The 18,563-nt window shown below is 49.0% G+C and carries 15 protein-coding genes; 3 read left to right on the top strand and 12 right to left on the bottom strand.

The genetic code is table 11. The features are described from left to right. Position 1: 1 nt before the first annotated feature. Together HXW94_RS04815 and HXW94_RS04820 are read right to left on the bottom strand one after the other, a co-directional pair. Positions 2-796, bottom strand: a complete 795-nt coding sequence (locus HXW94_RS04815) for a carbon-nitrogen family hydrolase (protein WP_178365761.1) — start codon at positions 794-796, stop codon at positions 2-4. A gap of 13 nt (positions 797-809) precedes the next feature. Beyond that, entirely contained in the window at positions 810-2,156 is a 1,347-nt protein-coding gene (locus tag HXW94_RS04820) for a class II 3-deoxy-7-phosphoheptulonate synthase (RefSeq protein ID WP_178365762.1), read from the bottom strand. Positions 2,157-2,504: 348 nt separating this feature from the next. Here HXW94_RS04820 and HXW94_RS19430 point away from each other — a divergent pair, with 348 nt between their 5' ends. Continuing rightward, on the top strand, positions 2,505-4,706 hold the full coding sequence (locus tag HXW94_RS19430; RefSeq protein WP_246293750.1) for a methyl-accepting chemotaxis protein: 2,202 nt from the start codon (positions 2,505-2,507) through the stop codon (positions 4,704-4,706). A 64-nt stretch (positions 4,707-4,770) separates the two neighbouring features. Here the strand turns inward: HXW94_RS19430 and HXW94_RS04830 are convergent, their stop codons facing one another. The 10 genes from HXW94_RS04830 to HXW94_RS04875 all read right to left on the bottom strand — a co-directional run bounded on the left by HXW94_RS04830 (position 4,771) and on the right by HXW94_RS04875 (position 16,281). After that, complete coding sequence (locus tag HXW94_RS04830) at positions 4,771-6,213, bottom strand: tetratricopeptide repeat protein (RefSeq protein ID WP_218576573.1); 1,443 nt, start codon at positions 6,211-6,213, stop codon at positions 4,771-4,773. 136 nt (positions 6,214-6,349) lie between these two features. After that, entirely contained in the window at positions 6,350-7,582 is a 1,233-nt protein-coding gene (locus tag HXW94_RS04835; RefSeq protein WP_178365764.1) for a polysaccharide biosynthesis tyrosine autokinase, read from the bottom strand. Continuing rightward, complete coding sequence (locus HXW94_RS04840; RefSeq protein ID WP_178365765.1) at positions 7,579-9,096, bottom strand: GumC family protein; 1,518 nt, start codon at positions 9,094-9,096, stop codon at positions 7,579-7,581. Before HXW94_RS04840 ends, HXW94_RS04835 begins: the two co-directional genes overlap by 4 nt. Positions 9,097-9,110: 14 nt before the next feature. Continuing rightward, positions 9,111-10,046 carry an SLBB domain-containing protein gene (locus HXW94_RS04845; RefSeq protein ID WP_178365766.1) on the bottom strand — a complete coding sequence of 312 codons (936 nt, stop codon included), beginning with the start codon at positions 10,044-10,046 and terminating at the stop codon, positions 9,111-9,113. A 184-nt stretch (positions 10,047-10,230) separates the two neighbouring features. Next, positions 10,231-11,439, bottom strand: coding sequence for an outer membrane beta-barrel protein (locus tag HXW94_RS04850; RefSeq protein WP_178365767.1), 1,209 nt, complete (start codon positions 11,437-11,439; stop codon positions 10,231-10,233). A gap of 61 nt (positions 11,440-11,500) precedes the next feature. Then, positions 11,501-12,382 (bottom strand): hypothetical protein, encoded by an 882-nt coding sequence (locus HXW94_RS04855; protein ID WP_178365768.1) that lies wholly within the window; start codon positions 12,380-12,382, stop codon positions 11,501-11,503. A gap of 82 nt (positions 12,383-12,464) precedes the next feature. Next, positions 12,465-13,208: a tyrosine-protein phosphatase gene (locus HXW94_RS04860; RefSeq protein WP_178365769.1), complete on the bottom strand. Its 744-nt coding sequence runs from the start codon at positions 13,206-13,208 to the stop codon at positions 12,465-12,467. Between the two features lie 103 nt (positions 13,209-13,311). Beyond that, entirely contained in the window at positions 13,312-14,292 is a 981-nt protein-coding gene (rfaE1, locus tag HXW94_RS04865; RefSeq protein ID WP_178365770.1) for a D-glycero-beta-D-manno-heptose-7-phosphate kinase, read from the bottom strand. A gap of 3 nt (positions 14,293-14,295) precedes the next feature. Further along, positions 14,296-14,901, bottom strand: a complete 606-nt coding sequence (thrH, locus tag HXW94_RS04870) for a bifunctional phosphoserine phosphatase/homoserine phosphotransferase ThrH (protein ID WP_178365771.1) — start codon at positions 14,899-14,901, stop codon at positions 14,296-14,298. Positions 14,902-14,967: 66 nt separating this feature from the next. Continuing rightward, positions 14,968-16,281 (bottom strand): homoserine dehydrogenase, encoded by a 1,314-nt coding sequence (locus HXW94_RS04875; RefSeq protein WP_178365772.1) that lies wholly within the window; start codon positions 16,279-16,281, stop codon positions 14,968-14,970. A gap of 167 nt (positions 16,282-16,448) precedes the next feature. Between HXW94_RS04875 and purM the strand changes: the two genes are divergently transcribed. Both purM and tsaD read left to right on the top strand, forming a co-directional pair. After that, the gene (gene purM, locus HXW94_RS04880; protein WP_178365773.1) at positions 16,449-17,492 is read left to right on the top strand and encodes a phosphoribosylformylglycinamidine cyclo-ligase; all 1,044 of its coding nucleotides are present in this window, start codon (positions 16,449-16,451) and stop codon (positions 17,490-17,492) included. Between the two features lie 23 nt (positions 17,493-17,515). Next, positions 17,516-18,544 carry a tRNA (adenosine(37)-N6)-threonylcarbamoyltransferase complex transferase subunit TsaD gene (tsaD, locus tag HXW94_RS04885; RefSeq protein ID WP_178365774.1) on the top strand — a complete coding sequence of 343 codons (1,029 nt, stop codon included), beginning with the start codon at positions 17,516-17,518 and terminating at the stop codon, positions 18,542-18,544. Positions 18,545-18,563: the final 19 nt, after the last annotated feature.

Consider the following 18,563-nt stretch of genomic DNA (forward strand, 5'->3'; position numbering starts at 1 on the left):
ATTAACCGTAAATATCTCCCCTGCGGTCCTGTTCAACGGGAATGGTTTGCCGCACCAGGTCAACCAGGTCCATGTCAATATCGGCCATGATAATACCGGGCTCATCATCGCCTTGGGCAAGAACAGAACCGTTGGGATCAACGATCATGGAACTGCCCGGAAAAACAAGCCCGTCAGGATCGGTGCCTGTACGGTTACAGCAGATAAACCAGGCCTGGTTTTCAATGGCCCTGGCACGGATCAGCGCCTGCCAGTGTGCCACCCGGGCAAGGGGCCACTGGGCACTGACCACAAAAAGCCGCGCCCCGTCAAGGAACAGGCGGCGGGCAAGCTCGGGAAATCGCAGATCATAGCAGATCATCGTCCCGACACGGCCCAGACTGGTGTCTGCCGTCACCATCTCATCTCCCCTTGCATAATACAGATGCTCACCGGTCAAAGGAAACAGGTGCAGTTTGCGGTATCGGATCCGGATCTCGCCGTCTGCGTCAATTAAATAAAGGGTATTGAATATCTGACCGTTCCCTTGTTCAGGCAGACTTCCGGCAACGGCCATGGACCGGTTCCGGGCAAATTCAGTCAGACGTTGAATCCCCTCTTTTACAGCCGGCATAAGCCGGGTTATATTTTCATTGTCAAATCCGGTTAAGAAAAACTCAGGACAGACCCCAAGACATGCGCCCTGATCCGCCAGGTGTTCCAGATGCGAAAGGGCCACAGAAAGATTTTCCCGGACATTCCCGATTTTTACATCAAACTGCACGGCACCGGCTTTAAACGTTGTTTTTGTAATCATATTTCCCTTTTCATCAATGCTTAATCATGTCAGCAATCTGAAACGCCACCTCCAGACTTTGTTCGGCATTGAGTCGCGGATCACAGGTGGTATCATACCGATTGTGAAGTTCTTCACTGACAATATTTCTGGCGCCACCGACACATTCGGTTACGTTTTTACCGGTCATTTCAAGATGAACGCCCCCCGGAATCGTTCCTTCTGCCCAGTGAATTTCAAAAAACCGGGTAATCTCCGTTAAAATATCATTAAAATTCCGGGTCTTGTGTCCGGATTCCGATGTATATGTATTGGCATGCATAGGATCGCAGTTCCATACAATGTGAGCCCCCTCTTTTTTGATTTCCCGAAGCAGGGCGGGCAGCTTTTTCTCAATATTGTCACAGCCCATCCGGGTAATCAGGGTCAATCTTCCGGGTTCGTTTTCAGGGTTAAGCGTTTCAATTAGCTGCTTGATATTATCAATATCATGGTCCGGGCCGATTTTAACACCAATCGGATTGAGTACGCCTCGTAAAAATTCGACATGCGCGCCGTCGACCTGCCGGGTCCGTTCGCCAATCCAAAGCATATGCGCCGAACAATCATACCAGTCCCCGGTGGTGGAATCAATCCGGGTCAACGCCTCTTCGTAAGGCAATAAAAGCGCTTCATGGGAGGTGAAGATCTGGGTTTGATTGACCTGGGGAATATCTGTGGGAATCCCGATTGTATTCATAAACTTGATGGCCTGGTCAATCTGCGCGGCAAGTCGGTTATAAGACCGCCCCATGGGGGATTGGGCCACAAACTCCTGATTCCAGGCCTGCACCCTGTGCAGCGCTGCGAACCCGCCCCGGGTAAATGCACGCAAAAGGTTCAAGGTGGATGCTGCCAGATAATACCCTTTAAGTATGTATTTAGGATTCGGGGTTCGTGCTTTGATGGACGCTTCGCTTTTATTGACCATATCTCCCCGATATGAGGGTAGCTCAACGCCGTCTACAATTTCCGTATCTGACGACCGGGGCTTGGCAAACTGACCGGCAATCCGACCTACTTTTATGGCAGGTTTTCCGCCGGCATATGCCATAACAACAGCCATCTGCAGCAAAACTTTCATGGTTTCCCTGATGGTCGGTGCCGTAACCTGGGAAAAATCTTCTGAACAGTCTCCGCCCTGAATCAGAAATGCCTCCCCTTTTGAAGCCTTGGCCAGCAGCGCTTTCAAGGTTCTTATTTCCCCTGCAAAAACCAGCGGCGGCAGCAGCGCCAAATCTTTAGTGACTTTTTCCAACGCTTTTTGATCCGGCCAGTTGGGCTGCTGAAGGGCCGTATAATTTTTCCAGCTTGATTTTGTCCATCCATTTTGGTTTGTCATGTTTTCTACCGTCTTATCCTTAATTAAATTAGCGCCCTTTGGGCGGGCTGTTAGGTGCTGGGTACTAGGTACTGGGTACTAGGTACTGGGAAATGGAAATTCCTATACTCTCAAGTTTCATTTATGATCGATCTAAACATCATAATTATATAATTTAGAATGTTTATTCTGAAATTGCAAAGTATCGGGTAAAAAATTTTTGACAAACACCGGCATCGAATGATGATGCCATTAGGCACTTTCCATATGCATTGTTTTTTTATATAAAGGATGCGCGTGCGATAATGACCCAGATATGTTGCCTTGAATGAACAACAAACGTGACCTTCTAATGGAGAAAGATTCCCGATGATGATTTTAAGTGCTTTGAAACTAAAAATGAAATTGATGATTTTTGGTATTTTGCTTAGTGTTATTCCGCTTATTTTAATTTCTTTAATTTCTTTTCTCCAGGATACCCAGACTGAAAAAATTGTGGCGCATGAAACGTCAAATTTGGCCATTGAAAATTTCGAGAATCTGGTTAAAGGCGTCTATTTGACCTGCAAGACCAGCCAGGAACAAGTTCAAGGGGCAGTCAACCGATCTTTAAATGTTGCCCGGGATATCATGACGCAGCAGGGCGCTGTACAATTGTCCAATGAGACCATTGACTGGCAGGCGGTGAACCAATATACGAAAGCAAAACAAACGCTTCCGCTTCCCAAGATTCTCGTCGGTGGCGAATGGATCGGAAAAACAAATGATATGTCGGAAAGGTCCTCAATTGTAGACAAAGTCCAATCGCTGGTTGGCGGAACATGTACGATATTCCAACGTCTGAACGAAGCGGGCAGCATGTTGCGGGTTGCAACGAACGTCGTAAAAAAAGATGGAACACGAGCGATAGGCACCTATATCCCTGCAATCAATCCCGACGGAAAACCCAATCCGGTCATCAAAGAAGTACTTAACGGAAAAACATTCAGGGGCCGGGCGTTTGTCGTTGACAGATGGTACATCACGGCTTACGAACCAATATATGATAAAAATCAGTATGTTGTAGGCGTTCTTTACGTGGGTATTCCCCAGGAAAGCGTTACCAGTCTCAGAAACGCAGTAATGAATACAAGAGTCGGTAAAACCGGATATGTGTATATCATTGATTCCAAAGGGGATTATGTGATTTCACATCAAGGCAAAAAGGACGGAGAAAATATATTTGCCTTTCAATCCAAAGACGGTTCCTTTCCAATCAAGAAGCTGATTAAAACCGCCCAAAGCCTGACTGAAAACCGTGTCGGTTCAATGATATACAAATTCGATGCCAAAGATGGCAACGGCGAAATCGAAAAAGTAATCAGAATGATGTATTTTAAACCCTGGGACTGGATTATTGCCGCAGGATTACCGATTCGTGAATTTAATGCGACCAATCATAAGATAGAAACCATTGGCGCACAAAAGACAACGTTCCAATTTTCAATCATTGTTATTGTTCTGATTCTCGTAACACTGATCTGGTATTTTGTCAGCAAAAGCATCACGGCGCCACTGATTAAAGGAGTCTCGTTTGCAAAAACTATGGCAGCAGGAGATTTCACGCAATCTCTTGATGCCGGCGGGCATGATGAAGTTGGGAACCTGTCCACCTCTTTAAACACGATGTCAGCCAATCTGCAAGAGATGATCCGGAATATTTTCCAAACGACTCAGGCGTTGACATCTTCTGCCGAAGGGCTTTCATCTATTTCAAAGCAGATTTCCACAAATGCCGAACAATCCGCAGAAAAAGCACACAGCGTATCTGAATCCGCAGAAGAAATGACTGCAAATATGAATAGTGTGGCGAATAGCACTGGAGAAACGACTGCCAATATCCAGATGATTGTTTCTGCTGCCGAAGAAATGTCTTCTACTATAAATGAAATTGCAAATAACACAGCTAAGGGCAGTGAAACAACAAACGCAGCCGTTGAAGCGGCAAAAGAGGTTTCCCAAAAAGTCGGTGAGCTTGGGAAAAGCGCATCTGAAATCAGTAAGGTTACGGAAACCATTGCCGATATTTCAGAGCAAACCAATCTGCTTGCCCTGAATGCGACAATCGAAGCGGCAAGAGCAGGTAACGCAGGCAAGGGGTTTGCCGTTGTTGCAGGAGAAATTAAAGCGCTTGCTCAACAGACAGCAGAAGCGACAAATGAAATAGATAACAAGATAACCGCTGTTCAGACAACAACAAATGAATCTGTTACGGCAATTGATTCCATCGTAAGCATCATCAATGAAATCAATGAAATTGTAATAACTGTTGCCACAGCGATTGAAGAACAATCTACAACAACTCAGGAAATAGCAAATAATGTGGCTCAAGCGGCGCAAGGGATAGAAGAAGTGAGTCAAAATGTGGACCAAACGTCTGCTGCTGCGGAAAAAGTAACAAAAGATATTAACGAGGTAAGTCAGGCCGCCAATGAAATGAATACCGGCAGCCGGCAGATAGAAACCAGTGCGGTGGAACTATCAAAACTTGCTGAACAGCTGAACGAAATGGTTGGAAGATTTAAGATATAACTATAAAACTGCATATCCAAGGCCCATGATCGGAATAAAATCTTCCAAAATTTTGATTATGGGCCTAAAGGCTAAGTCGAAAGTGAAGATCCTGGTACGCTTTTTTATCCGGTGCAAGTGACAGGGCCTTGGCAGCCAGGGGCAGTGCGATGGCGCGCTCGGCAATGCGTTCATAAGATAGGGCGGCCTGGTAGGCGAAGGCGGCCCGGTCGGGTTTTAAAGCAAACGCGGCTTCCCAGTCTTCAGCGGCGGCTTGGAATTGCTTTTGGTGCCACCGTGTCGAGGCACGAAAACTGTAATACCAGCAGCTTTTACCGGCATACGTTTCCATGGCCCGGGTGACGGCAAGTTCGGCAGCAGCATATTTTTTTCGAGTGTAGAGTGCTGTGGCAAAGAGATAATGGGTTTTATGGTTGTAAGGGTCGAGGCGGGTGGCCTGTTGTGCCATCACCTCCATCGTGTCCCAGTCTTTTTCCTTTTGGGCGATTGTTGCCCTTAACATGCAGGCCGCAGCCGTGGGCGAGGTTTCGATCATCTGTCTGAGTTTTTCTTTGGCCGAAAAGACCTGGTCCATGTCCAGGTAGCATTGGGCCGTCACAAGATCCAGAGCAGGGATGGAGAGATGGGACTGGGCCAGGTGGTCGGAAAAAGACAGAAAAGGCATGTGTGCCCCCTGTGATTTGAACACCCTGTAGATCCGCCAGAGGCTCTTTTCCTTGGATTTTGATGTTTCCAGGGTTTTGACAAATACGGAAAAACTCTCCTCATACCGGCTGTCCTGGACCAGCATGGATCCCAGGTAGAGAAAATCATTTGCGCTGTTGGCGCCGGGGTCATGGGCAAGGCAGGTCTTAAACCAGGAGATGGCTGCTGTGAGGTTCCCTTGGTCCCTGTAAATTCGGGAGAGTGCGGTCAAGGCCTCTCTGGGCCGGATATTTTCCTCAACTGCCTGCGCCAGGCCTTGAATCATGGAGGAGACCAGTGCCGGGGTATAAAAGGATTCTTTTTTTAAACGTCGGTAAACAGGGGGGTAAATCCGGGTCATTTCAGCGATCAGTTCCGGGAGCCGGTTCAGCCGGCCTGTGTCATGGAAATATCTGGCCTGGGCCTGGCGCACGGCAATGCCGGCCGGCCTGAGGGCCGCGGCAATCCGGTACAGGGGATCGGCGTTATATGGGTTGAGGGTTCCGGGGTGTCGCCAGGGATGAAGGCGTTCCAGGGAATGTTCGGTACGGGCAAGCCAGAACGCGGTGAGGTAATCCCCGGGCTCAATGGCTTTGGCCGCCTGAAGCCGGGTCCGGGCCGCAATCATTCGGTCAAAGACCCCATGGGTCAAGCCGGTGGTACGCCAGGTTTCCGTGGCCCACTGGAACAGGGCCCGGCCGTGGGAGGTGTTTTGGTGAAACCGGTCGGCGGCGGTAAACAGGGTGTTTTTAAAGATGGCCGGCAGGGCCGTCTCCGCTTTTTCAAACCATGATACGGCCAGGTCATAATCCCCGGTTCTCATTGCCTTGATTCCTTTTTGGGCTATAAACCTGGGATGGATGACAAGGAGACAGGAAACAAGAAACAGCCCAAGAACAGTGAGGCTCAGGCCCGGCAGAATTTGGCGGTTACGGCTTTGGCCGTTAGGCTTGGGTCGCTCACTTGTTTCCATAATAGGATGAATAGTATTTCTCGTAATACTTGTAATACCCCTCTTTCTTCATGTCCACCTGGTTGAGAACAAAGCCGAGAATGGGCTGGTTCACCGCCTTGAACTGGTCCACGACATTCTGGATGATTTTGCGGTCCGTGTTTCCGGATTTTATCACCAGCAAGGTGCCGTCCACCATGGGGGTAAACAGCAGGGCATCAGTGGCTGCGGTCACAGGCGGCGTATCAATAAGAATGAAGTCAAACCGGGATTTCAGTATCTCAATGAGAAATGCCATGTGGTTGGAGCCCACCACTTCGGCGGGATTGGGCGGTATTTTGCCTGTATATATAACAAACAGGTTGTCCTCTTTCGTGGGCGCAATGGCTGTATCAATGGCTGCGTTGCAGTATTTCAAAGCATTTTCGCTGTTGTTGAAATTTTCAAACAGCTTTTCAATATCAATGGTCTGGCTTTTGGCGCTCTTTCCCGAATCCCGCGGAAGTGTTGAAAATTCAAAAGAGCCGGTTTCCATGGCAGATACGGCCCGGATGGCTTCAACAATATGGATGGACAAGGCCCGGGTCAAATCTTTTTTGGGAACAAGATCCATGGTGCTTAAAACAAAGGCCAGGTCGCGGCCTGATTTCTTCTGTTTGTTCAGGACCAGGCGGGCCTGTTCTTCGGAAATCAGGTTTTCCCGGATCAAGGTGGTGACCACGTGTTTGGATTTCGGCCGGTTTATCCAGGAAATATTGGTGATTTTTCCCTTTTCAAACAGAATTTCAGCCTGAATCTCATTGTTTGCCAGGTACAGGCGGGTCGATCTATTTTGAAGCCGGGTCAGTTGAATCAGATCATCAACACCGAATTTGTCCAGGCTGCCTTTGGTCAGATGGGTGCCGAATATTTCGGTGACAAGCTCGGTTACGCCGGCCCCTGGCGTTTCCGTCATCAGGGAGCTCAATTGCGGGCGCCGCAGGTCACAGTCTATGGCCAGTACCTTACGGTCGGTTTGAGCAATGCTGTGGGCCAGGTTAAGTGTTGTGGTGGTTTTGCCTTCTTTTTCCACGGAACTGGTCACCATAATGGATTTGATCTCATTGTCCATGTTTGAAAAAAACAGGTTGGTGCGAAGCGTCCGATAAGATTCGGCAAATCGGGAGTTTGGCGGTAAGTTGGGCAGCAGTCTTTCTTGGTCGGTTTGCCGGGATCTCTTTTTTTTATTCCTGAAAATCAATTTTGTCCTCCATAGGCGACGGATGTATCCGCTTCGGGAATCACGGATAGTACGGGCAGATCAAAATATTGATGAATATCTTCTTCCGTGCGCACGGTCTGGTCCATATACTCAAAGAAAAACGCAAGACCGCATCCAAAAAAGAGCCCAAGAACCATGGCCAGCAATATATTGCGCTTTTTGTTGGGGGATACGGGGCCGATGGGTACCTGGGCCGTTTCCACCAGCCGGATATTGGAGGTGTTGGCAGTCTGGAGAATATTGGATTCCTTGATCCGGGAGAGCATCAGATCATACAGATTCTTTGAGGTATCCACATTGCGCTGGAGAATGGTGTATTTTAACTCTTTTGACGAGGTGGCCAGGGCCTCTTTCTCAAACTCAGTCAAATTTTTTTCTAATGTTTTTTCCCTGGCATACAGCACTTTACGTTCGGATTTGAGATTTTCCTTTTCCTTGGCGATTTCCTGGGCCAGACTGTTTCTGGTTTTTATCAGTTCCGTCTGGGTCTGGACAATGTTAGGATGCTTGCCCTTGTATATTTTGGACAGCCGGGACAGTTCGATCTCAAGATCCACGACCTTGGCATAGATGCTTTCTATGATGGGATTGTTGATCAATGAGCGCACATTAGCAACACCCTTGAGAGAGCCCAGATTTTTATTCAGTTCATTAATCTTGGCATCAAGCCCCAGACGCTTGTTGCGTGTTTCCAGGTAACGGTTGTTAAACTCCTGGATTTTCTGTTCCGTCAGCTTCTGTTTTCCCTCGATGGAAAAGAGCTGGCTTTCCTTTTTGTACTCAAAAAATTTTTGCTCGTCATCCTCCAATTTTTTACGAATATCATAAAGTTCCTGGTTCAACCAGGCCAGGGTCTGCTTGGAGGCGTTCATTTTATTGGTTAAATTAAACTCCATGAACTTGGTCGTCAGCGTGTTGGCAATGGCGGCGGCAAGTTTCGGGTCCTTATCCTTGGCCGATATGGTGAGCAGGCGGGTGTCTCTTATCTGCTCCACCGTAATCTTTTCCTGAACCTTTGCGATCAATGCCTGCATTTTCCGGTTCCGGATCTCCTCCAAAGAAAGTTCGGTAGCATCTTCTTTGACGAGGAGTTGCTTTATGTTCTCCTTGAGATTCGACAGCCACTGGCGGAAAAAACTGACCTCCAGGTCTTTGTCCTCAGCATCCAGGTTCAATGCGTCGATCACTTCCCTGATCACGGGGCTGGACTTCATGGTCTTGATGGAGGTGTTAAAACTCATGGTTTGGGAATGATAGGATTCATAGTCGATGCGTTCCCCGGTAATGGGCGAACTGGACCCTTCCTTGTCAAGGATCAGCCTTGCGGAAGATTCATATACCGGGTCCACCAGAAAGCTGTAAAATACAGCGGCCAGAACCGTAAGAATAAACACCAAGATGATCAACGCTTTGCGCTTCATGAACACCATCAGGTATTCGGAGAGGTGAATTTCCTTTTCCTCAAAAAAAGATTCCGAAGGGGTGTCTTGCATGGGATCTCCTTGTGTTACAACCATGATTCCGGGATGTAGATTCGGTCGCCGGGCTGAAGGGGCAGGTCCGGCTCATCCCCGGTCTGGACGTTTTTTAAATTAATGGTGATAACCCGTCTTTCCGTATTGGTCCGACGGATGACCCGGGCCCGGTTCGGGGCTGCGAATTTGTCAAATCCGCCGGCCATGATGCAGGCGGCCAGCGCCGTCATCCCGGGCTGATATTCAAATACGCCAGGTTTTTTAACTTTACCCTGAACATAAATTTTGGTGGCGGCCTGATCGAGTTTGGTACCGGGGGGGATGTAAATCGTGTCTCCGGTAGCCAGGCGGATATTTTCCGTCATGTCGCCCTCATCCAGAAGCCGTTTCAGGTCCACGATAATGGGTTTGGTACCGGCAATGGATTGCGTAGGCACTTCCGCATCCAGCGCTTCCAGTGTCTTGTCCTGGACCATGATTGTGGGGTCTTTCATGCCCCGGAGAATATAGGCCAGGTTGCCCCGTTCCTGGGTCACACCGCCTGCCTTGGCAATCAAATCCATGATGGTGGGGATGAAATCCAGGGAAAAGACACCGGGTTCTTTGACTGCGCCTGAAATAAAAAACTGGAGGCTGTGATATTCCATGATCTGCAGGTGTACCTGGGGTCCCACAAAAAAATCCCGGGCCAAAGGAGGAACGATCTGTTTTTCCAGCTCATTGATGGTGAGGCCGGCCGCTGTAAGCTTTCCGATAAACGGGACCGTGACATCCCCGGTATCCCCCACCACCATCTCTTTGGCCACCTGCTCTTTGCCGCCGGCCAGAATGGAAATCTTCACCACGTCACCGACACCCAGGCGGTAGGCGGCATCGTCAGATGCTGCCGATGCCGGACAGGGTATCCATGTCGCCCACACCAGGAATACTAAAAAAGCTGCCCATCTTAATTTTGCAAATTTCCGCATGATTTTTCCGTTTATGAACTAATAAAAAATGAGCCCCAAATAACTTAGCCTGGGAACACGGCTGTCCCGCCCGCATCTTTACAATACTTGCGGACATGCGGGCGGGAACGCCCGCGCTCCTGGATATAACAAATGGGTAAGTTATTTAAGACCCGTTTTAAGGTAATGACAATGTTTTTTTAATCTATTTCATGGCAAAGTCATAATTGAACTTGGCCTTAAGCATGATATATTGGTTGTCAAAATCCTTCCCGTCAAAGTTAGAGTCCCGCTCCTCGTGTCCACCGGAAAGCCCGACAGTAAAGAACGGGTTGATCAGATAGTCCGCCCCCAGAGATATCAGCCAGCGGTCATCATCACGATCAGAGGTTTCATAGTCGGAATTTTGTAAATATCCGGAAAGGATGCAGTTGAGTCTTTCCATGGCCAGATAGGTAAGGCGGGCATCCAGACGCATGGACTCATAGTATGTATCCCCAGTACCTGAATCGTTCAGGTTGGAGCCCAGGGAAAGGTAAACCGAGTGTTTGGGAATAGATCTGGCATCCGGGGGGTTCTGGCCCAGTACAGACAGTTTCCATACAAATTTATCAATATCGCCGGAAGCCACGGTCTCGTCAAAATCCCTGGTGTGGTAACCAATCCCGGCGCCGAAGGTCAAATAATTGACCTGACGCTTGACGTTGAACATAACCTGGTTTGACGTGTAGTCTATTGAATCTTTATCATAATCCCTTTCCCAAATTTGATAATCCAGGTTAAAGGAGGTCTTGGGGGTAAGGTTGTAGGACCAGGTGAGACCACCCCGGTTTTCCACCGAATCTTCGCCCTCATTTAGGCCGTCATCTGAATAATCGGTTAACAGGTTGGTGTATTTAAGGGCAACGTCGAATTTTTCGCCGAAATTATAAACGATCCGGGGAGCAAACCGATTCAGGGTGTACTTAAACCTGTCGATACTGTTGTCGTTGGCATCGGCAGTGGCTGGGTCACGGGTCTTCATAAAGGTATTGTCCAGTCCCAGTTCCAACCTCTGGGTGGGCATGGTTTTGACGCGCAACAAAGCTTTGTGAGCTGTGTAGTCATACTCATCCGCATCAATCTGACCGGGTATGTTTTCATCCTTGTCATCGTACATGAACCGTCTAAGGGTGTAGTCCAGGGTCATGAGGGTCTTGTCCGTGGTGTACCCAAAATCCACGCCCGGTTGTAGTGTGTAGGTGTGAACGGTTTTTTCTTCGTTTTCCGCCTTATGAAAGTTGCTATCAATCTGCCAGTCCGCCTGGATGTGTGGCTTGATCACCATACGGGCAAAGGCCTGACTGCCTGTCAGCATCAGACAGAGGGCTGCCAGGACGCAGACAAAAATGTAGTGGGGTTGGTTCAATTTCATAAAAATCTCCATTTAGTACTATTGGGTTGTGTAAAGATTCACTTTATTTTTAGAAATTCAGTTATCTAGGACTTGCTTCAGTTTCATCCTGAGTTATAGGCTCTTCTACTACAGGCTCAGGCTCAGGCTCAGGCTCAGGCTCAGGCTCGGGCTCGGGCTCGGGCTCGGCTAATGTGGCACCGGAACTTGCGGCTTCGCTTATAGCTGCAACATCCTGACCTGTTGCAGCAGCTGCTTCCTCAGCACCGGATGTGGCACCGGAACTTGCTGCCTGGGTGGTTGTCGCAACATCCTGACCCGTTGCAACAGCCGCTTCCACAGCGCCTGATGTAGCACCGGAACTTGCTGCCTGGGTGGTTGTCGCAACATCCTGACCCGTTGCAACAGCCGCTTCCACAGCGCCTGATGTGGCACCGGAACTTGCTGCCTGGGTGGTTGTCGCAACATCCTGACCCGTATTTACAGCCGCTTCCACAGCGCCTGATGTGGCACCGGAACTTGCTGCCTGGGTGGCTGCCGCAACATCCTGACCTGTTTCCACAGCCGCTTCCACAGCGCCTGATGTGGCACCGGAACTTGCTGCCTGGGTGGCTGCCGCAACATCCTGACCTGTTTCCACAGCCGCTTCCACGGCACCGGATGTGGCACCGGAACCGACAGCTTGCGCCACAGCAGTAGAATCCTGATTCCCGAGAACGGCAGCTAAAACAGCTGCAGATGCAGCTTCGCTGGCTACGGTTTCAGGATTTTGCCCGGCCGCCACTGCCCGTTTGATCGCTCTTTTAACGGCTGCCTTGACTGCCTCTGTGTTTCCAGTGGCTGCGGCATTTTCAATTTCTGTCTTTTCATCCGGGGTCAGCTGGGCAAAGGCTTGTCCGGCAACCATACAGGCCAAAGTCAAAGCCAGGACTACCAGATAAACTTGTCTGGTCATTTTTTTCATGTTTTCCTCCTTAGTTTTCATTTACACATATTAAATATTTGTTAATGATTTAACAAATAATATTTAAAAGGCCGGTGATAGGTTATTCAACTATCAGTGTATCATATATAAATTGATCAACACATTCCTTGAGAATTTTTTCCGGGTTTTTCTGAACAATTTTTTCAGTCTGTACTATACTGCCGGCTTTATTCAAAAATTTTTCGGCTGCCTTCATCCGATATTTCCGGCCCGGGTGGATGTCTGACCCCAGACAGAAAACCTGATTGTTTTGGACTAGTATTTTTGCAGTTTTACGGGGCGCCCGACCAAAGTCACCTTTCAGGCTACCCGCTGTAATCTGGATCTCGGCGCCTGTGGAGATCAACTCTGCGGCCAGTTCCGGCCGGGCTATAATCATGGGATTGCGTTCGGCATGGGCAATGATGGGGATGATGCCCCGTTCCGTGAGCTGTCGGACCATTCTGAGAAACGCGTTCATAATGAACATGGGCGGCAGCTCCAGCAGGAGAAATCGACTGGTATCCCCCAATGTCAACAAATCGCCGGCGTCGTACCGGGCCACCAGATCATGATTGACCCGGATTTCCGCACCCGGCAGGATTTGGATATCCAGCCCCTGCCGTTCGACTGTCTCGCATAAAAATCGCCAGGCAGCCAAAATCTCTTTTTTTGTGCAATCATACACCCCGTCGCAACAATGAGGGGTTGCAAACATGACTCTAACACCCTGATTGATTGCCTGAGCAATAAAATTCATGGACTGTTCAATGGTTTCACATCCATCGTCCAGTTCCGGCAGAATATGTGAATGGGTATCAATCATTTTTTACCTGATTTCATCAATAAATACGAATCTATTTTTTTTAATAGCTACTATCAGTTTGAAAGTTTAACCACACATGAAAGGTGTTGTCAATAAAGATATTTTAACCAAATTTTTCGCGGTATCTTCCAACGCTGCTTTGTTTTAACTCATCAACGGATACGGTTGCCGTGCCTACTTTAGCCACCACAATACCTGCGGCAAGATTGGCCAACCCGGCCGCCGCTTTAAACGTGGCGCCTGATGCCAGTCCCAGGCCCAAAAGAGAGATAACCGTATCTCCGGCCCCGGACACGTCAAAGACCTGTCTTGCTTTGGATGCAATGACCACTGCCGTTTTTCCGGTTTCATAGAGAACCATACCGGCTTTTCCGCAGGTAATCAGAAGTTTTTCAAGGCCGGCCACGGCCATGAGCTTTGCTGCCGCCGCTGCCATCTCTTCAGGTGTTTGAATCTGCATACCGGCGGCAATGGCCGCTTCTTTTTTATTCGGGGTCAACACGGTTACCCCCATGTATTTGGAGAAATCCATGGATTTGGGATCGGCCAGGGTCATTACCCCTGATTTCCTTGCCGGCTCAACAATACGGGCAACAAGCTCACGGGTTACCAGGCCTTTATCATAATCTGAAATTATAACAAGATCCATTTTATCTATGTAACCGGCAAGAATCCGGGTTAATGCCTCAAGTGTTTGGACACTGATACAGTGCCTGACTTCCCTGTCGATGCGAAGCATCTGCTGACCGGCTGCAATGATTCTGGTTTTGCGTGTTGTGGGACAATCCGCTTCACGGATCACCCCTGTTACATCAACGCGTAACATTTCGAGCTTTTTTAAAACGCTGCAGCCGGCCTGCCCCGTACCCACGCGCCCCATGGCAAAGACCTTCGCCCCCATGGCTGAGAGGTTATTTATCACATTACCGGCCCCGCCCAGTGTATGGCTTTCCTTTTCCACGGCCACCACGGGCACAGGCGCCTCCGGGGAAATCCTGTCAACTTTGCCCCACAGGTACTCATCAAGCATTAAGTCCCCGATGACAAGTACCCGCAGGTCTTTAAACTTATCAATATTTATCATTCATCAGTTTGCCAGAAGATTAGAAAGCATCACCTTCAGCTCATCATAGGAGCGGGTGATGGGAATATCAGGAAAATCCCTGGTAATGGATTCAGGGGGTTTAAAGAAAAAGCCCTGGTCTGCCGCCAGAATCATTCCGGTATCATTGTAGGAATCACCAAATGCAATGACATGATAGTTCAAGCCCTGGAGGGCTTTGACGGCCCGGGCTTTCTGATTATCGATTCTCAGATTGTATCCGGTGATCCGGTTTGATGCGTTCACAGTCAGGTTATGACAAAGGAGCGCGGGAAACCCCAGTTTTTCCATGAGCGGACCTGCAAATTCTTCAAAGGTATCGGACAGAATAATGATTTGGGTCTGCTTGCGGATCCAGTCCAGCGTCTGCTTTGCACCGTCAAGGGGATCAAGGGTTGCAATGACATCCTGGATATCCGTAAGTGTCAGATTATGCGCATCCAGTATGGACAGACGCTTAGTCATGAGGACATCATAATCACTGATATCCCGGGTGGTCAGTTTAAGTTCGTCAATCCCGGTTTTCTTGGCCACATTGATCCAGATTTCCGGCAAAAAGACCCCTTCCAGATCTGCAACAACTATTTTCATTCTTTTAACCCTTTTGTCTTATTTAATCTGTTGATAATGAAACGGTGATAATGAAACGGCTGTTCATTACTCCGTGTCATCCTCTTCAATGCGGATAACAACGGGGTGTCCCACCACGCAGTCGGTTTGAATAATTCGGGCAAGGGCCGCCTGAACGCTGCGCTCCTTTGCCAGGTGAGTCAGCATGACAATGGGTACCTGACCATTGGCATTGCGTCCTTTTTGATGAACGGATTTGATGCTGATGTCGTTTTCGCCCAGAATACCTGAAATAGTGGACAGAACGCCCGGAGAGTCCTGGGCTTCAAAGCGCAGATAATACCGGGTGGATAACCGGGCCATGGGCAGTATAGGTATTTTTTGAATATTTTCTTCGGGATAGCCCAACGCAGGAACCCTGCGCCGGGTGCCGGCGATGATGTTTCTGGCAATATCGACGATATCCGAAAGAACAGCAGAGGCGGTGGGCATCATGCCTGCGCCGTGACCATAAAGCATGGTGCGTCCTGTGGCGTCTGCATCAATGGCAATGGCATTCATGGAATGATCCACATGGGACAATGGATTGGAACAGGGAATCATGGTCGGATGTACCCGGGCTTCAACATGGTTCTCATGTTTTTTCCCGATGGCAAGCAATTTAATGGTATAGCCAAAATCTCCGGCAAACCCGATATCATCCGGACCGATGTTCCGGATGCCTTCCACATGGATATCATCAAGGTTGATCTCCATACCATGGGCCAGGGCATTTAATATGGCAAGCTTATGGGCCGTATCATATCCATCCACATCCAGAGATGGTTCCGCTTCGGCAAACCCCAGCTTCTGAGCCTTTTTTAAGGCATCCTCAAACTGGGAGCCGTCCCGGGTCATCTTGCTTAAAATATAATTGCAGGTCCCGTTGAGAATGCCGCACATGGCTTGGATGTCGTTGGCGACCAAAGATTCCCTCAGGCTTTTTATCACAGGCATGCAGCCCCCACAGGACGCTTCAAACGCCAGATCAACCTGGTTCTTTTCGGCAACCCCGACCAGTTCATTGCCAAAACGTGCCAGAAGTGCCTTATTTGCAGTCACCGCATGCTTTTTGTTTTCAAGAACTTTTAGAATGAACTCCCTTGCGACGGTCTGACCGCCGATAAGCTCCACAATAATGTCAATGTCCGGGTCGTTAATAACCGATGCGGCATCGGTTATTAATTGGGTATCCGTCAGGTCAACACCCCGATCCGTTTTAATATCAAGGTCAGCAATGGTTTTAAGATTCAGGCAAGCGCCGATCCGGGATTCAAGCAGTCCTTTTTTTTCCTTAAGCAATTTTGCCACGCCTGCCCCTACTACACCGAATCCAAGTATGCCGATATGAATTGTTTTCATCGAAGATATTTTCTCCAAAATAGTCCCGTGTTTAAAAATTCTCCACTTAATACTTCATCCAGGTATCCCTTGTCAAAAAGCTTTTGACATTTTAAAGGCTTTGGGCGTATGATTGACGCCTTTAAAGGGACGAATAAATATTTATAATATGCCATAGGTGAGATGAAATGAATGACTCTTTGACATATGCGGATTCCGGTGTTGATATTGATAAAGCCACCCGGCTGGTGGACCGGATAAAAAACATTGCCAAAGCGACCCCACGGGCCGGTGTAATGGGTGAAATTGGTGGTTTCGGCGGACTTTTTTCCTTGAATCTGGCCAATATTTCCAACCCGGTGCTGGTGAGTTCCACAGACGGCGTGGGTACCAAGCTGAAAATCGCATTCCAGATGAGCAAACACGACACCATCGGCATAGACCTTGTGGCCATGTGCGTCAACGACATTATTGTCCAGGGTGCCAAACCCTTATTTTTTTTGGATTATCTTGCCATGGGCAGACTGGACAACGGCGTGGCTGAAAAAATCATTGAAGGGGTTGCCCAGGGCTGTAACCAGGCCGGGTGTGCACTGATCGGCGGCGAAACCGCTGAAATGCCCGGCATGTACCAGGAAGGCGAATATGACCTGTCAGGTTTTTCCGTCGGTCTTGTTGACAATGATAAAATTATTGACGGTTCTTACATTCGACCCGGGCACAAACTTATCGGTATCGCCTCTTCGGGTGTGCATTCCAATGGATTTTCCCTGGTGCGCAAGATTTTTTTTGACAAATGCGGGTATGACGTCGATACCCGGATCGCTGAATTGGGCAGCACCCTTGGCGAAGAACTGCTTAAACCCACTGTCATCTATGTATCCACCATCTTAAATCTGTTGCGCGACCTGCCTGTTCAGGGCCTGGTTCATATCACAGGCGGCGGGATAGATGAAAACATCACCCGGGTTATCCCCCGGGCATGCAAAGCCATTATTCACAAAGGGTCTTGGCGGATTCCACCCATATTCAAAATCATTCAGCGGGAAGGCAATGTCCCGGAACATGACATGCACAGAACCTTTAACAACGGCATCGGCATGGTGGTCGTGGTTCCTGAAAGTTCCGCACAGGACGTCATGGACAGACTGGGTGCCATGGAAGAAAGGCCTTATCTCATAGGTGAAATCCTGGAAAGAAAAAATGACGAGAACCAGACCCAGTATGTCTGATTACCCCGCCGGAAAGTAACACCATGCGCATTCTCGGGATCGAATCTTCCTGCGACGAAACTGCGGTGGCCGTCGTGGAAGACGGTGTGCGCATTCGCTCTTCCATTGTGGCCTCCCAGGTATCTACCCATGCCATATACGGCGGTGTCGTGCCTGAACTTGCATCACGAATGCACCTTGAGGCCATAGACCCGTTGGTGGATCAGGCTTTGATGCAAGCCGATGTCGGCTTAAATGACATTGACGGTATTGCGGCTACCCAGGGCCCCGGACTGATAGGTGCACTGCTGGTGGGATTTTCCTATGCAAAGGCCCTGGCCTGGGCACGACATCTCCCCCTGGCAGGGGTCAACCATCTTGAAGCCCATATCTGCTCGTTACAGCTTCTGGACAATCCCCCCGGTTTCCCATTCATCTGCCTTGTGGTATCAGGGGGGCACACCAATATTTACCATGTGAAAGAACCCGGTGCATTTACCCTTATGGGGCAGACCCGGGATGATGCGGCAGGCGAAGCCTTTGACAAGGTGGCCAAAATGATGGGGTTAAGCTATCCGGGCGGGCCTGCCATTGAAGCCCTGGCCCAAAAAGGGAATCCTGAAAAAATAAAATTTCCCAGAAGCATGCTTGGGAAAGACAGCTTTGATTTCAGTTTCAGCGGACTTAAATCCGCGGTAGCCCGGCACCTGCATGAAACCCCGGAAATGAGTCCGGATATAGACGATGACCGACTTGCCCATGTGGCAGCCGGATTCCAGATGGCTGTCATTGATGTACTCTCCACAAAATTGATTGCCGCAGCTAAGAAAAAAAAATGTGCCGACATCGGCATTGCAGGCGGGGTCTCCGCCAACCGCACCTTTGTTGACATTCTCTCTGAAAGGGCTGAACAGCATAAAATCAACGTATTTTCACCCCCTTTGTCCTTATGCGGAGATAATGCGGCCATGATCGCAGCCAGGGGCTGGGAAATGATCCGGAACAATCAGGTATGCGGACTTGCAGATGATGTGTATTCCCGGATAAAATTTACGGTGGATGACGCCAACTAAAAAATAGTATTGTGAAGTT

The organism is Desulfobacter latus, from assembly GCF_013389365.1.
Taxonomy (GTDB): domain Bacteria; phylum Desulfobacterota; class Desulfobacteria; order Desulfobacterales; family Desulfobacteraceae; genus Desulfobacter; species Desulfobacter latus.